Genomic DNA, 15,114 nt, shown 5'->3' on the forward strand with positions numbered 1-15,114 from the left:
AATACTTGCTCTTTCATATCATTTATCCTCCCTTTTCATAAGTTATCTATATGTAATTTCTAAGAAATGTTTATTTCATAGTTTTTATGTTAACGTTACATTAAATTTGATAACGTAACGTTTGTAACGTTAATGTAACATAACTATTGTTACGTTGCAATATAATAACGTGAAATTTATTACACTTTTTTTACGTTTTTTTATAATAATCCCCAAAAACCTTTATTTAATGCACTTTTCACTAAGCTCACGTTTGTAACATTCATGTAATATTACAGTCATAAAGTGAAATATAGTCATACTCCTCTCTATTTTTGTTACAAACAGTTTATTTAGTGACACTAAACCTATCTAATCTTTACTTACTTTTAATATGAGATAAAATACCGTCTTTCCAAGATAAGTTTATATGTTTCCTCTATATAACTATGTATAATAAAAACAAAGAGGTGGTCATTTTGAAATTAATCGCATTAGATATGGATGGTACACTACTATCATCTAATCTTGAAATCTCCAAAGAAAACCTACAAGCAATCCAAACTGCACAAGAAGCTGGTCATATTGTAATGATTTGTTCTGGTCGTGCGAAAGAGGATGCTTTAAAGCTATTGGAAGAATATAAATTATCTCTTCCAGTCGGAGCAAGCAATGGGGCCATTGTTTATGTGGATGGAAAAGTAATTAACTCGCGTTGTATACAAAACGACAAAGTGTACAAACTTGCAAAATTACTAGAATCTGAAAGTTTCCCATATAAGTTATATACAAATAAAGGAGTTTATTCTCCATATACATGGCAAGATCAAGTGATGCAAGCGTTCGAAGAAAATAAGCAGGCGCTCGATGTTACATTAGAGGAACTTGAACGAATTACAGAAAAGCAAAAGAAATCGAACTTAATTACTGATTTCAAAAAAATAGAAGATGTTGTAAATAACCAAGAACTAGAAATATCTAAATTCTTCATTTCAACATTTAATGCAGCGCATCGCGCACAGCTATTAAGCGTGTTACAAGAAGACGCTGATATTATGGTTACAGCATCAGCTCCTACTAACTTAGAAATTATGGATAAGAATGGACATAAAGGAAACGGGCTACAGCAGATGGCAGCTCATTTTAATATTCCTATTGAAGATACAGTTGCTATTGGTGATAATTTTAATGATGTACCAATGTTAGAAGTAGCAGGCTTATCTGTTGCAATGGGCAACGCTGAAGAAGATGTAAAAAAACTATGTGATGTTGTAACATTAACAAACAATGAACATGGTGTTGCTCACGCAATCGAGCAATTTGTATTGAAACAAACTTCATCTAGTAAATAAAAAAAGGACTCTTTCCATTTGAAAGAGTCCTTTTTTTATACATGATGACAAGAAACAAAATGATCATCACCAACATTACGAAATTCTGGTATTGTTTTTTTACAAACATCTGTTGCAAACGGGCAACGTGTATGAAAACGACAACCTGAAGGTGGATTTGCTGGACTTGGAATATCCCCTTCTAGTATAATTCGCTCTCGCTTCACTGTTGGATCTGGTATTGGAACGGCTGATAACAATGCTTTTGTATACGGATGTAGCGGATTGGTAAATAACTCATCACGCGGCGCCGTCTCCACAATCGTACCTAAATACATAATTCCGATTTTCGTACATAAATGTTCTACTACACTCAAATCATGTGAAATGAATAAATAAGATAATCCCTTTTTCTCCTGTAACTCACTAAATAAATTAATAATTTGTGCTTGGATAGATACATCTAGTGCCGCCACAGGTTCATCAGCTACAATGAATTCTGGATTTAATACCATAGCTCTTGCTATTACGATACGTTGACGTTGTCCACCAGAAAACTCATGGGGATACCTGTCAATATGATAAGGAGCTAAGCCACATAACTCCAATACTTCAATTACCTTTTCACGAACCTTTTCTTTCGTCGCTAATCCGTGGGCCAACATCGGCTCTCCAAGTGCTTCTCCAATTCTCATTCTCGGATTTAATGAGCTAAATGGATCTTGGAAAACGAGCTGCATATTAGGGCGATGTTTTCTCAATTCATCCTTGGATAAAGAATGAACATCTTTCCCTTTAAACTTCACTTCCCCCTCTGTTTTTTGAACGAGACGTAAAATTGTTTTTCCTATCGTTGTTTTTCCGCTCCCTGATTCGCCAACGAGACCAAACACTTCGCCTTTATTAATAGTAAAACTTACTCCATCAACTGCTTTTACATGTCCGATCGTTCTACTAAATATGCCACCTTTAATTGGAAAATATGTCTTTAGGTTTTTTACCTCTAATAATGGTTCACTCATTGCTCCGCACGCTCCTCATATAACCAGCAAGCTACTTTATGATTTTCATCATTTACATTTAGATTTGGGACTTCTTTTTCACATATTTCCATACAATGCTCACAACGCCCGCTAAAGTAGCAAAACTCATCCAAACCAACTAAATTAGGAACTTGCCCTGGAATAGAATATAGTTTATCTATTCGTTTTCCCATCACTGGTTTTGATTTCAACAAGCCTTTCGTATACGGGTGTTTCGGATTTTGGAATATCTCTAGTACTGGGCCTTCTTCAATAACTTTCCCGCCATACATAACAACAACGTAATCAGCCATTTCTGCTACGACGCCTAAATCATGTGTAATTAGTAAAATGGATGTTTTAAACTCTTCTTTTACTTGTCTTAATAAGTCTAATATTTGAGCTTGGATCGTAACATCAAGAGCCGTTGTCGGTTCATCAGCAATTAATAACTTAGGATTACAACTAAGCGCAACAGCAATCATAATACGTTGTAACATACCACCACTCAGTTCATGTGGATAAGAATGGACGATTTCATCCGCACGAGCTATGCCAACTTTACGAATTAATTCAATAGCCTTCTTATATGCTTCATTTTTACTAAGCAGTTCATGCTCCCTTAACGTCTCTACAATTTGTTCCCCTACAGTGAAGACCGGATTCAGCGATGTCATCGGTTCTTGGAAAATCATCGCAATATCATTACCTCGTAAACTACGAAGCTCTTTCTCTTTCATTCCTAAAAGACTTTTTCCCTCATATAGAATATCTCCGCCTACTACACTACCTGATTCAGCAATAAGCCCCATAATAGATAAAGCTGTTACACTTTTCCCGCAACCTGATTCACCTACAACACAAACAGTTTCACCTTCTCGAACAGCAAAACTAACATGATTTACAGCCTTTACTGTTCCTTCCTCCGTTTGAAAGTGTGTTTGTAAGTCTTTCAGCTCTACTACCGCTTTACTCATATTCTCTCACCTACCGTCTCATCTTTGGATCTAACGCATCACGAAGTGCATCACCAAGTAAATTAATGGATACAACTGTTATAAAGATTGCGAAACCAGGAGGAATCCATAACCACGGACGCTTTTGAAAATCAATTAATGAGTTAGCTGCGCTAATCATATTCCCCCATGATGGTGTAGGTGGGACGACGCCGAGACCTAAGTAGCTTAGCGCGGATTCTCCCAAAATAGAACCTGCAACACCTAATGTAGATACGACAATTAAAATGGGTAAAACATTAGGTATTAAGTGATATATAATTTTCCGGTAATCTTTTATTCCTAACACATCAGCAGCTTGCATAAATGCTTGCTCCCTAAGTGATAAAATTTGCCCTCTTACAAGGCGTGCAAGCCCTGGCCAACCTACTAAACTTAAAATAATCATAATGACATACAACCGATAATCAGACGGTACTTTCCACTCTGATAAAATCGCACCCATTATAATAAGTAACGGTAATCCTGGCATCGACATTAAAATATCTGCAAGCCGCATAATAATATTGTCCACAATACCACGATAAAAACCTGCAATCGCTCCTAATAAAGCTCCAAGTATAACTGATAAAACCATTGAAGCTAAACCAATGGTTAATGAAATACGTCCCGCTTGCATAAGCCTTGTTAAAATGTCTCTTCCTAATTGATCTGTACCAAGCCAATGAGAAAAACTAGGTGGTTTGTTAATGAGCGCAACTTGTATTTTTCCTGATGCATATGGAGAAAAGAACGGACCGATAAAACAAAATAAAAACATAAAAATTAATGCATAAAACCCTACAAGTGCCATCTTATTTTTCTTTATCTTTTTAAAAGCTTGTCGCCATGGTGATGATGCGTTTCTTCTCTTTTTTTCTTTTTTTTCTGTAATTACTGTAACAGTCTCCATTTCTTTCCCCACCTTACTTCAACCGAATTCGTGGATCAACAACTGCATATACGATATCTGCTAAAAAGTTTGAAACGATTGTTAAACAAGAAAGAAACATCGTAAATGCCATCAATACTGTATAGTCACGGAAATTTAATGCTTCTAATTGAATATTACCAATCCCTGGCCAGTTAAAAATTTGTTCAATAATAATTGCCCCAGAAAACAAGCCAGGTAATTCAAATGCTAATAACGTAATTGCCGGTAAAATTGCATTTTTTAATGCATGCTTATAAATAACCGTCTTCTCCTTCAAACCTTTCGCTCTTGCTGTTCGTATGTAATCTTGTCTTACAACCTCTAACATACTTGTTCTAAAATAACGAGTTAGCGAGCCGACCCCAAGAAGTGTCAAAATAAATACTGGTAAAATCATATGTTTTGCAACTTCTATCACGTAAGCAAATCCTGTTGAATTACTGCCAACATCAATCATTCCACCTATCGGTAATAACTTAAAGTCAACCGCAAACACCTTAATTAAAAACAAACCGATAAAGAATGAAGGGAATGACATTGCTGCAAAAACACCGATTGTTACAAGTTTATCGAACAAAGAATGTTGCTTCGTCGCCGAGAATACACCGATAATAAGTGCAATTAGCCAAATAAAAAACAATGCAATAATTGCTACACTAAAAGAATTCCAAATAAATTTATTTAATAATGACGTTACAGGCTCTTGATATTGAAGCGAGAAGCCAAAGTCCCCTTGCAATGCATTACCTAACCAATGAAAATAACGCTCAACAATCGGTTTGTTCAACCCATATAATTCCCTCAGTTCAGCTGCTCTTTCCGGTGTAATTTTCGGATTTGAATCAATATAATCCCCAGGAAGAAGTGCGAACAGGACGAAGATAATAATTGATGTACCAAGCAGTGTAGGAATCATTTGTAACAACCTACGAACAATATATGTTTTCACCCTTTTTCTCTCCAATCTTATGCTTAAAATAGAAGAACATTTTTTCAAAGCGGCACATTACTAACCGAATGAAAAAATGTCTTCTACTTATACATTCTTATCGTTATTTTTCAAATGATAATACTGGTAAGTTTGCACTAATACTGTTGTACTTTTCAGGATCAATTCCTTTTATATTCCCGTTATAACCAGTAATTGTTCTACGGTAGTTTAATAGAATTACTGGTGGATCATCACTTAATTCTTTATACAATTCTTTATAAATAGGTTTACGCTTTTCGATATCTACAGTTTCAATACCTTTTTGAATTAGCTCATCTACTTTTGCATTCTTATAACCAAGACTAGTTTCATTTGCAGTAGACAAATATTCACCAGCTGTTTCACTCGGGTCACTTGTAATCGGTGTCGAAACAGAAGCTAAATCATAATCCCCTTTGTTTACCTTAGAAAGCATCGTATTAAAGTCCATAAATTCAGGATTAAACTCTACACCTATTTCTTTATAATTCTCTTTCGCAATCGGAATTAATAAATCACTATCTTTAGCCGAACTTGGACCGAAATAAGAAAGTTTTAATTTTTGACCATCTTTTTCACGAATTCCATCCGAACCAACTTTCCACCCTGCTTCATCTAATAATTTTTTCGCTTTTTCTTTATCGTATTCGTATTTATTAACTCCTTCTTCCGTATAAGCCCAAGAAGTTGGATGAATTGGTACATTGGCTACTGTACCGTACCCTTTTAACGCTGTATCAACATATTTTTTGCGGTCTAATCCGTAAATAAGTGCTTGGCGAACCTTTTTATCCTTTAAGTAAGGCTTATTATTATTCATATAAATATAACTATATGACGGTGCTGTTTCGATTTGGATATTTGCGAATTCTAAAGCCTTAGCCTGTTCAAGAACCTCATCACCAGTACCTAAGCCAGTATGGTCAACTTCTCCTGTTTGGAACAACTGAAGCTTCGTATCACCAGAAGTAATTTTATAAATGAAGTTTTGAATTTTTGGTTTACCCGCATAATAATTTTCGTTTGCTACAAAACGAACTTCTTGACCTGGAATATACTTTTCAAATTTATATGGACCCGCAGCTAATGGCTTTCCATATAAATCTTTTAAGTAATCTAAGCTTGTATTTTGCTTATAATCTTTTCCATAATAAGCTTTTGATAGTACTGTACCTCCTAAAACAAATATAGCTTGTGAATTCACTTTTTCAGTTGTAATTTTAATTGTTTGTGGATCAACAACTTGAATACCTTCAATTGAAGTTGCTTTTCCTTCTTTATATTCTTTACCACCTTTAACCGCATATTGAGAGATATCTACTTCACCCTCATATGCCTTATCATGTAAAAGCGTCAATGTGAAAGCTACATCATCCGCCGTTAATGGCGATCCATCACTAAATTTCAAATCTTTACGTAAATGGAATGTATATGTTAACTGATCAGAAGAAACGTCCCACTTCTCAGCTAATTCTGGAATTGGTTTCCCTTGTTTATCGGTTGATACGAGAGATGCAAAAATAACTGAAGTTACGTTTCCATCCCAACCATTTTGTTGGAAGTATGGTAAAAATACGCCGCCTGGCTTACTAATACCAACTACTAACGTATCTTTTCTATTCTTCGCTTTGTCTGGCACTTTCGTTTTATCTGTCGCAGCGATCTTTTCAATTTTCACATTTTTTAAATCCTGCTGTTTAACCGGTTCTGTAGAAGCCGTATCCTCCTGTCCCCCACAAGCAGATAACACAAGCGAACTACTAAGTAATACTGAAAATACACCAGCCCATTTTTTTGTCTTTTTCTTCATTGTCCCCACCCTAACTGTTTAATAGTTATACCCTTTGAACTTATTAGCTTATGTATGCCTCCCACAGCACATTTATAGCCAATCGGAAAAGTCGGTTTTAATCAGAAAAAAAATAGATGTTTTTGAGGGGTAACAATCTTATTCCGACCTTTCCGGTAGACTTTATGGTTATTAGCTTATATCGTTCAGTATATTTTGTCAATTCTTTCTAAATAAATATTTTGAGAATTTTTCCAAAATTATCACTCTATCCTTATACTTTAAGAAAACTCAGCTATAATTCGTATTAAAAACTTAAAAATCTACTTCTATTTCTTCAGCATGAAACATAGAATACTAATAACCAATTACCAAAAAGGGGGCGAAAATATGGACAACCTATTCCAATACGTCCTGCACTACGTATTATTAACAATTATGATAGTCGGGGCGCTATTACTATTCCCGTTCTTCCCAAAGTTCGTCCTCTTTTTAGCTTTTTTTATCATGCTCGGGATCGCTATTATAATTTCAACGAGAGAAGATACCACGCAAAAAGAGAGCAGAGTTCAGCGCGTAAAGCTGTAACTTTGCTCTCTTTTCGTTTTCATTCACTAGTCTCTTTTACACATATTTATCCCACTATTTTCCGGTCAGTAAGACCCTCACCTCAAAATTCAGCGAAAGCAAAGAAGTTAGGTGGGGGGCGTGCTGCCCGTAAAAGCCCGATTCGTGAGGACTGATTAAAGTCTCACTTTATCTCTCGGGAAATAATTAGCCTTTGTTTTTGTAATTACTCCTATCGAAAAACCACTAATGACATTTATTTTTCACCTTATCATTTCATATGTTTCACAAGCTATGCAAATTGAGGAACACGAATTTATCTAAGTTACTGTTTCACGTGAAACACATCGCTTTATTTAACCTTTAAAGCCAAATATCATTATGAAAAAAGCCACTTCCTCCAGCAAAACTGAAAGGAAGTGGCTTTCTACTCATTACTCCACAATATTCTCTAATTCATTATATAACTCTGCTCGTAACAACTCTTTCTTCGTTTTTTCCTCATATAATTTTTCAAGTCTTTCAACATCAGCTACATGTTCCATTTCACATTCTATTGCATATACATCTTCTTCTACATGCATTAACTCGTTTTCAATCTCTTCAAGATTCCTAGCTTCTTTCTCTTTTACAGGAACCGTTTCAACACTTTTTTTTCCTTGGCGTTTCTGCTTTATTACTTGCTTCTCAAGCTTTTCTTCCCACTTTTGACGAGCCCATGCATAGTTTCCTGCAAACTCAAATAATTTACATTCATCAATCCAGTACGTCTTTTCAAATAACTTATTTAAAAAATATCGATCGTGTGAAACAGCTAAAATCGTCCCGTTATATTGCTCAAGGGCTTCCTCTAAAACTTCTCTTGATTCAATATCAAGATGGTTTGTCGGCTCATCTAAAATTAGAAAATTGATGTCTTGATACATAAGTTGCGCAAGTCTTAACCTCATTTTTTCTCCACCACTAAGTTGCGTTACTTTCTTAAATACTGCTGGACCATAAAATAAAAACTTAGCTAATATATGTCTTGCTTCTCCCTCTGTTACAGCCACATTCTCCCTGAATGCTTCCAATACATTACTCTTCATATTTTCATACGTATGCTGTGATAAATAACCGATTTTCACACTACTACCAACCCTAATTGCGCCAGCTTCTGGTTCCATTTCTTTTAATAGTAATTTTAGTAAAGTGGTCTTCCCTGTGCCGTTGCGACCAACGATAGCAGCACGCTCTTGAAAACGAACATGTAAATTCGCTTGTTCAAATAAAGGTCGGCCAGCAAAACCTTTGCTCACTTCTTTCATTACAACAACATCTTTACCGCTTCTCTCTTGCCCTTCAAACTGAAGACCCATCTGTTTTCGTTCTAAGATTGGCCTCTTTAATTTCTCTATACGTTCTAACGCACGTTCCATATTTCTCGCTCTTTTATGCAATCCTTCATTCGGAGGGTTCGCTTGATTTGCCCATTCACGTAGACGCTTAATTGCTTCTTTCATTTTCTTTATTTTCTTTTGCTGCTCTTGATAAGCTTGAAACTCTTGAAGTAATCTTTCTTCCTTCTCCTCAACGAACTGAGAATAATTCGTATGGTACACGTGAATCTCTCCATCTTCCAAATCAAAAATTTTCGTTACAACTTCATCAAGGAAATAACGATCATGTGAAATAACCATAACTGTTCCAGTGTATTCTTTTAAAAATTGCTCTAACCATTCAACTGCAAATAAATCTAAATGATTTGTTGGCTCATCTAATAGAAGTAAATCTGGTTTCTGCAATAGCATATATGCAAGGCTTACTTTCGTCTGTTCTCCTCCACTTAATTCCGTAAATACTCTTGAAAATAAGTCTGTCACTTGTAAGCCATTTGCTACCTTCATTATATTTGCTTCTATTTCATAACCACCAAGGAACGCAAACTTTTCTTGAATTACTCCGTATCTCTCCATTAGCTTTTGCAAAGAAGATTGTTCCTGCTCTTCTGCCATATTTTTTTCTAGAGCATGCATTTCTTTTTCTAATTCCTTTTCTACTTTAAAAGCGGAACTCAATACATCATATACAGTCATGGCCTCATCAAACTTCGGAATTTGTGCGACATGACCAATACGTGTACCTTTCTTCATATGGATAGCTCCTGCATCCAAACTCTCCATTCCCGTTAGAAGCCCAAAGATTGTTGTCTTCCCACTACCGTTACGACCAACTAACCCAACACGTTCACCATTCTTTATTTCAAGCGATATATTTTCAAATATGATGTTTCCACCAAAAGATTTCGTTACATTATTTACACTACAAATAGTCATTTTCCGTACTCCTTTCAATATAAAAAACCATGAGAAAGAAACATTCCCCATGGTTTTCGGCATAGAAAAAGGAAGCCAAATAGCTCCCTTTTCACACGTTTATTAAAAATGGGTGAAGAGATTCCTATCGTTCAATAGTCACTATGCAATTGTTAAAAAAGGGCATACGTATCCCGTTAACAACTACATCATGAAAAATCGCACGACAAAAATAGATAAAATCTAAAAATTTGGCACGTGCAGCTAAAGAACGTTTCATCTCATTCACCCCTTTCGTACGGAATTTAATACTTACTTCTTTATTATACTTCCCTATTTCATGTTTGAATAGTCATTTTTCTGAAAATAATGAAGATAGACTAAACATTTCAATGAGTGACATCAAATCTTACAAAACTGTTATGTTCACGTAATGGAAAGCGATAGTACGAAAAGATGCCTCCCTATACAATAAAGATGTAAACAAGAGAGACAAACAAAAGGAGGAAACAAACATGATAAAAGAAATCGTAAAAGCAATCTTTGAGGTATTAGTGAACGGACAAGCAGTTGTAAAAGAACTAAATGAACTATAAAAAGGAGTGAAGAAATATGATGAACATGGTAAAAATGATTTTACACGCTTTGGTCGATGCAAAAGCAGTTAGCCAAGAATTAAACCAACAATAAAAAGGGGTATATGAATATGAAGAAAGCCATTATTATAATTGCAAGCACAGCAATTACCTTATACACAATAAAAAATAGAAAAAAGAAAAATACTGAAAATGTTCTATATTATCCATACACACTATTAGAGAAAAAATAAAAGACAAGGTACCCTATCGTAATGAGGATATCTTGTCTTTTATTTTTCCCCATATTCCTTTAGAGGATTTCCTTCTCCTTTTCCCGAATGTATTAAGCGGGATTTTTACACATATTTTAAAGGGGCATATATATAAATGGATACACAACAACTATATTTTTTAAACGATATCGGTAAACAAAAACCAGAAAGTATTCGTAATAGAAGCGCTGCATGTCCATTTTGCGATACAGAACATTTAACGGATATTTTAGCAACTGATGGTTCTATTATTTGGTTAAAAAATAAATTTCCTACATTACAAGATACATTTCAAACAGTGTTAATTGAAACCGATAATTGCGAAGATCATATCGCAACATATACAGAAGAACATATGCGGAAATTAATGCAATTTTCTATTCAACATTGGTTACACTTACAGAAGAAAGAAGAGTTCGCATCTGTAATTTTATACAAAAATCACGGTCCATTTTCAGGTGGAAGTTTGCATCATGCACACATGCAAATTATCGGAATGAAATATGTAGATTATCTTGAAAATATTGAAGAAGAAAATTTCCAAGGGGTAATTGTTCAAAAAAATGAACGCATTGAGCTTAATATTTCAGAGCGTCCCATTATTGGCTTCACTGAATTCAATATAATCATTGATAATATTTCATATATAGATGACATGGCAAATTACATTCAGCAAACTGTACGTTACATACTGACAGATTTCCATAAAGGATGCAGTAGTTATAACTTATTCTTCTATTACTTAAATGGAAAAATCATTTGTAAAGTTGTTCCTAGGTTTGTCGTTTCACCGCTGTATGTAGGATATAAAATACCTCAAGTTTCCACAAAACTAGAATACGTAAAAATACAACTAGCGGAGTATTTCACAAAATGAAACGATTATCAAAAAAAAATAGAGTAGGTATCAAAACCTACTCTTTAATTACACCTTTATTTCGATAGTACACATCTTCTAATCCGATGTTATACTTCATGTTATTATCCGTCCACTCTGGCCCTAAATTCCCTGGCCATCCAGATGTATTCGCTATATATTTCAGTAATGCAAAATCAGTCAAACCTTTTTGCACCCCACGCTTATATCCTTTCATTAAATGCGGCATTGCAATTTGCGCATTTGTACGTGGATCTTTCAGCTCATCATCAGTTAAATGTTCTGGTGCAAGCCCGCCGCCGCGGTGTAGTTGAAACAATCCGAATGAAGTTCCATTATCTCCAACACTTCTTGGATTTAATCGACTTTCATGCTCAGCAATTGCAAGAGGTATCCATTCCGGAAGATTTACTTTCTTCGCTTCCTCTATAATGATTTGTTTCATCTGTTTTGCTTCTTCTGAATCAACATAGCTTGTTCCATTCACTAGCTTATCCATTCCTTCAGACTTTCCTTGGAAATATAAATATACTCCAAGAACAACTAAAAATCCTACAAAGAATTTCTTCACTACCTCTACCTCTTTCTCCGCTGAAATTTGTCCCCTTTCAGCCTTCCCTTTACAATTACCTACATTCTACTACTCTTTTATCATAGCAAATAACTATACGTATTATCATCATGCTTTAGACCGATTTTGTGAAAAAACAGCTGGTAAATACGTGCAAAAATGTAACTTTCATAGACTATAACGCATTTATTGTATATAATTGTAAATTGAATTCTAAATATAAACTAGGAGAATAATAATATGAAAAAATGGCTGTTACTCTTATTTAGTTTACTACTATTAATTCCTGTCCCTATTTCCGCACAAAAAACCGAACAACCAAAAACCCTTATTTTATACAGTTCAAACGATGATCAAATTACAAGTGATATCCAAATACTTAATACACAAGTAGGACATTTCACTAATAATATAACAATTAAAAACATAAAACAGTTAGCTGAAATAACTGATAAATCTTCGTATACACATGTTATTTACATGAGTGAAAAACAAGAAGAACTTTCTACTGAAGCAAAGAAATTTCTAGAAGGATTCCCAGGACCATTACTAGTTTTAGGTCAAAATATAGAACAGTTATCTAATCGTTTTTCATTTATCACACTTAAAAATGAAGATATAAACTCTGATACAATTGAATATCCAACACGTAAACTAAAGAATATATTAGAAGAAGAAAGAAAAATTAAACAACTTGACACAAATGGAACAATTCTCGCCCATGCTTTAAGAGGAAATAATACTTATCCATTAATTGTACAGCAAAATAATTCTTATTATGTAGCAACTTCTAACCTCTTTGATTGGATATCTTATTATATTGGCGAAAGCCTATTTTCTTATTTTCAGCAAAAACCCGAAACAAATAAAAAATTAGCTTATTTACGTCTTGAGGATGTTCACCCAGCAGCAGATATAAATCAATTGAAAGAAATTGCTGAATTACTAAAAGAGAAGAAGATTCCTTACATGATCACTGTTATTCCTGTATATACAGATCCAGATACAGGTAAAACACTACATTTAAAAGATAAACCCGAACTAGTCGATCTTTTACGCTCTATGCAAGATGATGGCGCAGCGATTATTATGCATGGTTACACTCATCAATTTTATGATAGTGAAACTGGGGAAGGTTTTGAATTTTGGGACGTAAAGACGGATCAACCAATTCGCCAACCGAAACATGAAAAACCGAAGACAAAAGATGAATTTCCAAATATAGAGTCATATAACCAATATGTAAAAAAGGGGGAAGAGTTTGAGGAAAAATATACGACAGATCATATCGAAAAGGGGATTCAAGAACTTGTAGATGCTAAACTATATCCTGTCGCCTTTGAAGCACCTCATTACACAATGTCTCAAAAAGGGTATGAAATATTATCAAGATACTTTTCAACTTATGTAGGACAACTACAGTTAAGTGATACAACTTGGAAATCCATGCACTCTCCAGCATATAGAAGTACACCATCATTTCTACATGGAATGAAATTAATGCCTGAAACAGTCGGTTTTATTGAAGAAGATAAGCCACAAGCTATTGCTAAAATGAAAGAAAATGCTTTATCTGTTGCTAAATTATCCGATGGGATTATTGGAGCATTCTATCATCCTTACTTAGGTGTGAAACCATTAAAAGAAGTGTTAAAGGATCTAGAAAGTATTCCAAATATAGAATGGATTGATTTACAAAAGGAAAAGAATGAAGTAAAAATGAAAGATATTCATATTACTACGAATAAAGAAGGCATTCACGTTAAAAAACCAACAAGTGCAAATGACATAATTGATTATATAAAGCAATATGGCTTCTTCCTTATACTAGGATTCGTTATTATTGTCTTTCTTTTATTATTAAAACGCGCGAAAAAATTAGAATCCTAATACAAAACCACCGAGCGGAACGCTTGGTGGTTTTTTGTCCTATATCAAACCGTGGCATTTTATTAAATAAATTCAACTTTTACTTTTTCCGTTACATGATTAAAACTATAATTCTCCTATCCTTTCAAATAAAATCGACTTGTATTTTCATATATTGTTTCTGCGACCTTATCGATGGATATGTTTTTTATAGAACTAATTTCCTTTAATACCTCTCGAATCATTCTTGGATGCGTTATAACACCCTCTTGAAATCCCCACGGTCCATCTGTTTCTACCATCATATATTCAAGCGGATAATACGAAACGATTTTTCTAATCTTCTCCTTATGTAAAACATCCGGTGTAATCGAAATATAATAACCATTTCTCATCATCCGTTTCATTGTTTCATCGCTTCCTTTAAACCAATGGAAGTGTGCACGTGAAACTTTATATTTCTCTAGCAAATCACATACAATGTCAGCATCTTCATAAACTACGTGTAATACAATCGGCAAATTATACTTACTAGCTAGTTCTATAAATTTTTTCAATACAGCTATGTATGGATCTGCAGCAATCCTTTCATCTTCTTTTCTCAAATAATAGGGCAAACCTACTTCACCAATCGCAACAATTCCCTCTGCGTTCTGTTCAATAAGTTGATAAATCTGTTCACACTCCTCTTTATGAATCTGTTGCTCTGGATGAAACCCTATCGCTGGATATATAAAAGGATACTTCTTCGCTAAAGATAACGTTTCCTTACAAGAGTGATAATTTATAGATACTGCAATAAGCCCCTTTATTTCATTACTATTTTCCACCTCTTTTAGTAATCTGCTCTTCTCTTCATCCTTATATTGATCAACATGTATATGACTATCAATCCATTTCATCTTTATGCCCCCATAAAAAAAACAAGAAAGGACTTCCTTTCTTGTTTTAGCATCTATATTATTTAACAATTAAGTTTGTTATGATATCAAATAATCCAATACACACTACGGCAACAGTAAAGTAGCTACAGAAATCTTTAATTGGTAACTTCACTACTTCTTCT

14 protein-coding genes are annotated in these 15,114 nt (G+C 34.4%); 5 read left to right on the forward strand and 9 right to left on the reverse strand.

Features of this window, described 5'->3' with window-relative positions:
- Nucleotides 1-458: 458 nt before the first annotated feature.
- Nucleotides 459-1,331, forward strand: a complete 873-nt coding sequence (locus CN409_RS28835) for a Cof-type HAD-IIB family hydrolase (RefSeq protein ID WP_000766426.1) — start codon at nucleotides 459-461, stop codon at nucleotides 1,329-1,331.
- A gap of 35 nt (nucleotides 1,332-1,366) precedes the next feature.
- Here the strand turns inward: CN409_RS28835 and CN409_RS28840 are convergent, their stop codons facing one another.
- The 5 genes from CN409_RS28840 to CN409_RS28860 all read right to left on the reverse strand — a co-directional run bounded on the left by CN409_RS28840 (nucleotide 1,367) and on the right by CN409_RS28860 (nucleotide 7,041).
- Nucleotides 1,367-2,332: an ABC transporter ATP-binding protein gene (locus tag CN409_RS28840; RefSeq protein ID WP_097981863.1), complete on the reverse strand. Its 966-nt coding sequence runs from the start codon at nucleotides 2,330-2,332 to the stop codon at nucleotides 1,367-1,369.
- The gene (locus CN409_RS28845; RefSeq protein WP_097981861.1) at nucleotides 2,329-3,309 is read right to left on the reverse strand and encodes an ABC transporter ATP-binding protein; all 981 of its coding nucleotides are present in this window, start codon (nucleotides 3,307-3,309) and stop codon (nucleotides 2,329-2,331) included. The genes CN409_RS28840 and CN409_RS28845 overlap by 4 nt, the downstream gene beginning before the upstream one ends.
- A 10-nt stretch (nucleotides 3,310-3,319) precedes the next feature.
- The gene (gene opp4C / locus CN409_RS28850) at nucleotides 3,320-4,240 is read right to left on the reverse strand and encodes an oligopeptide ABC transporter permease (RefSeq protein WP_000451075.1); all 921 of its coding nucleotides are present in this window, start codon (nucleotides 4,238-4,240) and stop codon (nucleotides 3,320-3,322) included.
- A gap of 13 nt (nucleotides 4,241-4,253) precedes the next feature.
- Nucleotides 4,254-5,210, reverse strand: a complete 957-nt coding sequence (locus CN409_RS28855) for an ABC transporter permease (protein WP_000860748.1) — start codon at nucleotides 5,208-5,210, stop codon at nucleotides 4,254-4,256.
- 103 nt (nucleotides 5,211-5,313) lie between these two features.
- Nucleotides 5,314-7,041, reverse strand: coding sequence for an ABC transporter substrate-binding protein (locus CN409_RS28860; RefSeq protein WP_000730687.1), 1,728 nt, complete (start codon nucleotides 7,039-7,041; stop codon nucleotides 5,314-5,316).
- A 369-nt stretch (nucleotides 7,042-7,410) separates the two neighbouring features.
- Between CN409_RS28860 and CN409_RS28865 the strand changes: the two genes are divergently transcribed.
- Nucleotides 7,411-7,608 carry a hypothetical protein gene (locus tag CN409_RS28865; protein WP_000369259.1) on the forward strand — a complete coding sequence of 66 codons (198 nt, stop codon included), beginning with the start codon at nucleotides 7,411-7,413 and terminating at the stop codon, nucleotides 7,606-7,608.
- A gap of 413 nt (nucleotides 7,609-8,021) precedes the next feature.
- On the opposite strand, the gene abc-f is transcribed toward CN409_RS28865, so the two are convergent.
- Entirely contained in the window at nucleotides 8,022-9,902 is a 1,881-nt protein-coding gene (gene abc-f, locus CN409_RS28875) for a ribosomal protection-like ABC-F family protein (protein ID WP_000150887.1), read from the reverse strand.
- A gap of 124 nt (nucleotides 9,903-10,026) precedes the next feature.
- Entirely contained in the window at nucleotides 10,027-10,161 is a 135-nt protein-coding gene (locus CN409_RS32475; RefSeq protein WP_000830643.1) for an RAxF-45 family protein, read from the reverse strand.
- Between the two features lie 420 nt (nucleotides 10,162-10,581).
- Here CN409_RS32475 and CN409_RS28885 point away from each other — a divergent pair, with 420 nt between their 5' ends.
- Nucleotides 10,582-10,710, forward strand: a complete 129-nt coding sequence (locus CN409_RS28885) for a hypothetical protein (protein ID WP_002083998.1) — start codon at nucleotides 10,582-10,584, stop codon at nucleotides 10,708-10,710.
- A gap of 136 nt (nucleotides 10,711-10,846) precedes the next feature.
- Nucleotides 10,847-11,608 carry a DUF4931 domain-containing protein gene (locus CN409_RS28890; RefSeq protein WP_002162952.1) on the forward strand — a complete coding sequence of 254 codons (762 nt, stop codon included), beginning with the start codon at nucleotides 10,847-10,849 and terminating at the stop codon, nucleotides 11,606-11,608.
- A 37-nt stretch (nucleotides 11,609-11,645) separates the two neighbouring features.
- On the opposite strand, the gene CN409_RS28895 is transcribed toward CN409_RS28890, so the two are convergent.
- Nucleotides 11,646-12,179 carry a transglycosylase SLT domain-containing protein gene (locus CN409_RS28895; RefSeq protein ID WP_000713249.1) on the reverse strand — a complete coding sequence of 178 codons (534 nt, stop codon included), beginning with the start codon at nucleotides 12,177-12,179 and terminating at the stop codon, nucleotides 11,646-11,648.
- Between the two features lie 240 nt (nucleotides 12,180-12,419).
- Here CN409_RS28895 and CN409_RS28900 point away from each other — a divergent pair, with 240 nt between their 5' ends.
- Complete coding sequence (locus CN409_RS28900) at nucleotides 12,420-14,069, forward strand: DUF2334 domain-containing protein (RefSeq protein ID WP_097981860.1); 1,650 nt, start codon at nucleotides 12,420-12,422, stop codon at nucleotides 14,067-14,069.
- A 116-nt stretch (nucleotides 14,070-14,185) separates the two neighbouring features.
- Here CN409_RS28900 and CN409_RS28905 read toward each other — a convergent pair whose 3' ends face one another.
- Entirely contained in the window at nucleotides 14,186-14,950 is a 765-nt protein-coding gene (locus tag CN409_RS28905) for a TatD family hydrolase (RefSeq protein ID WP_097981859.1), read from the reverse strand.
- Nucleotides 14,951-15,114: the final 164 nt, after the last annotated feature.

This window comes from Bacillus sp. AFS012607, assembly GCF_002558005.1.
In the GTDB taxonomy this organism is placed as follows: Bacteria; Bacillota; Bacilli; order Bacillales; family Bacillaceae_G; genus Bacillus_A; species Bacillus_A thuringiensis_S.

What these genes read in the sequence shown, in the direction of transcription:
- CN409_RS28860 (WP_000730687.1), bottom strand. Translation starts at nt 7,041, where the DNA reads ATGAAGAAAAAGACAAAAAAATGGGCTGGTGTATTTTCAGTATTACTT.
- CN409_RS32475 (WP_000830643.1), bottom strand. Translation starts at nt 10,161, where the DNA reads ATGAAACGTTCTTTAGCTGCACGTGCCAAATTTTTAGATTTTATCTAT.
- CN409_RS28885 (WP_002083998.1), top strand. Translation starts at nt 10,582, where the DNA reads ATGAATATGAAGAAAGCCATTATTATAATTGCAAGCACAGCAATTACC.
- CN409_RS28900 (WP_097981860.1), top strand. Translation starts at nt 12,420, where the DNA reads ATGAAAAAATGGCTGTTACTCTTATTTAGTTTACTACTATTAATTCCT.
- CN409_RS28840 (WP_097981863.1), bottom strand. Translation starts at nt 2,332, where the DNA reads ATGAGTGAACCATTATTAGAGGTAAAAAACCTAAAGACATATTTTCCA.
- CN409_RS28865 (WP_000369259.1), top strand. Translation starts at nt 7,411, where the DNA reads ATGGACAACCTATTCCAATACGTCCTGCACTACGTATTATTAACAATT.
- CN409_RS28845 (WP_097981861.1), bottom strand. Translation starts at nt 3,309, where the DNA reads ATGAGTAAAGCGGTAGTAGAGCTGAAAGACTTACAAACACACTTTCAA.
- abc-f (WP_000150887.1), bottom strand. Translation starts at nt 9,902, where the DNA reads ATGACTATTTGTAGTGTAAATAATGTAACGAAATCTTTTGGTGGAAAC.
- CN409_RS28905 (WP_097981859.1), bottom strand. Translation starts at nt 14,950, where the DNA reads ATGAAATGGATTGATAGTCATATACATGTTGATCAATATAAGGATGAA.
- CN409_RS28890 (WP_002162952.1), top strand. Translation starts at nt 10,847, where the DNA reads ATGGATACACAACAACTATATTTTTTAAACGATATCGGTAAACAAAAA.
- opp4C (WP_000451075.1), bottom strand. Translation starts at nt 4,240, where the DNA reads ATGGAGACTGTTACAGTAATTACAGAAAAAAAAGAAAAAAAGAGAAGA.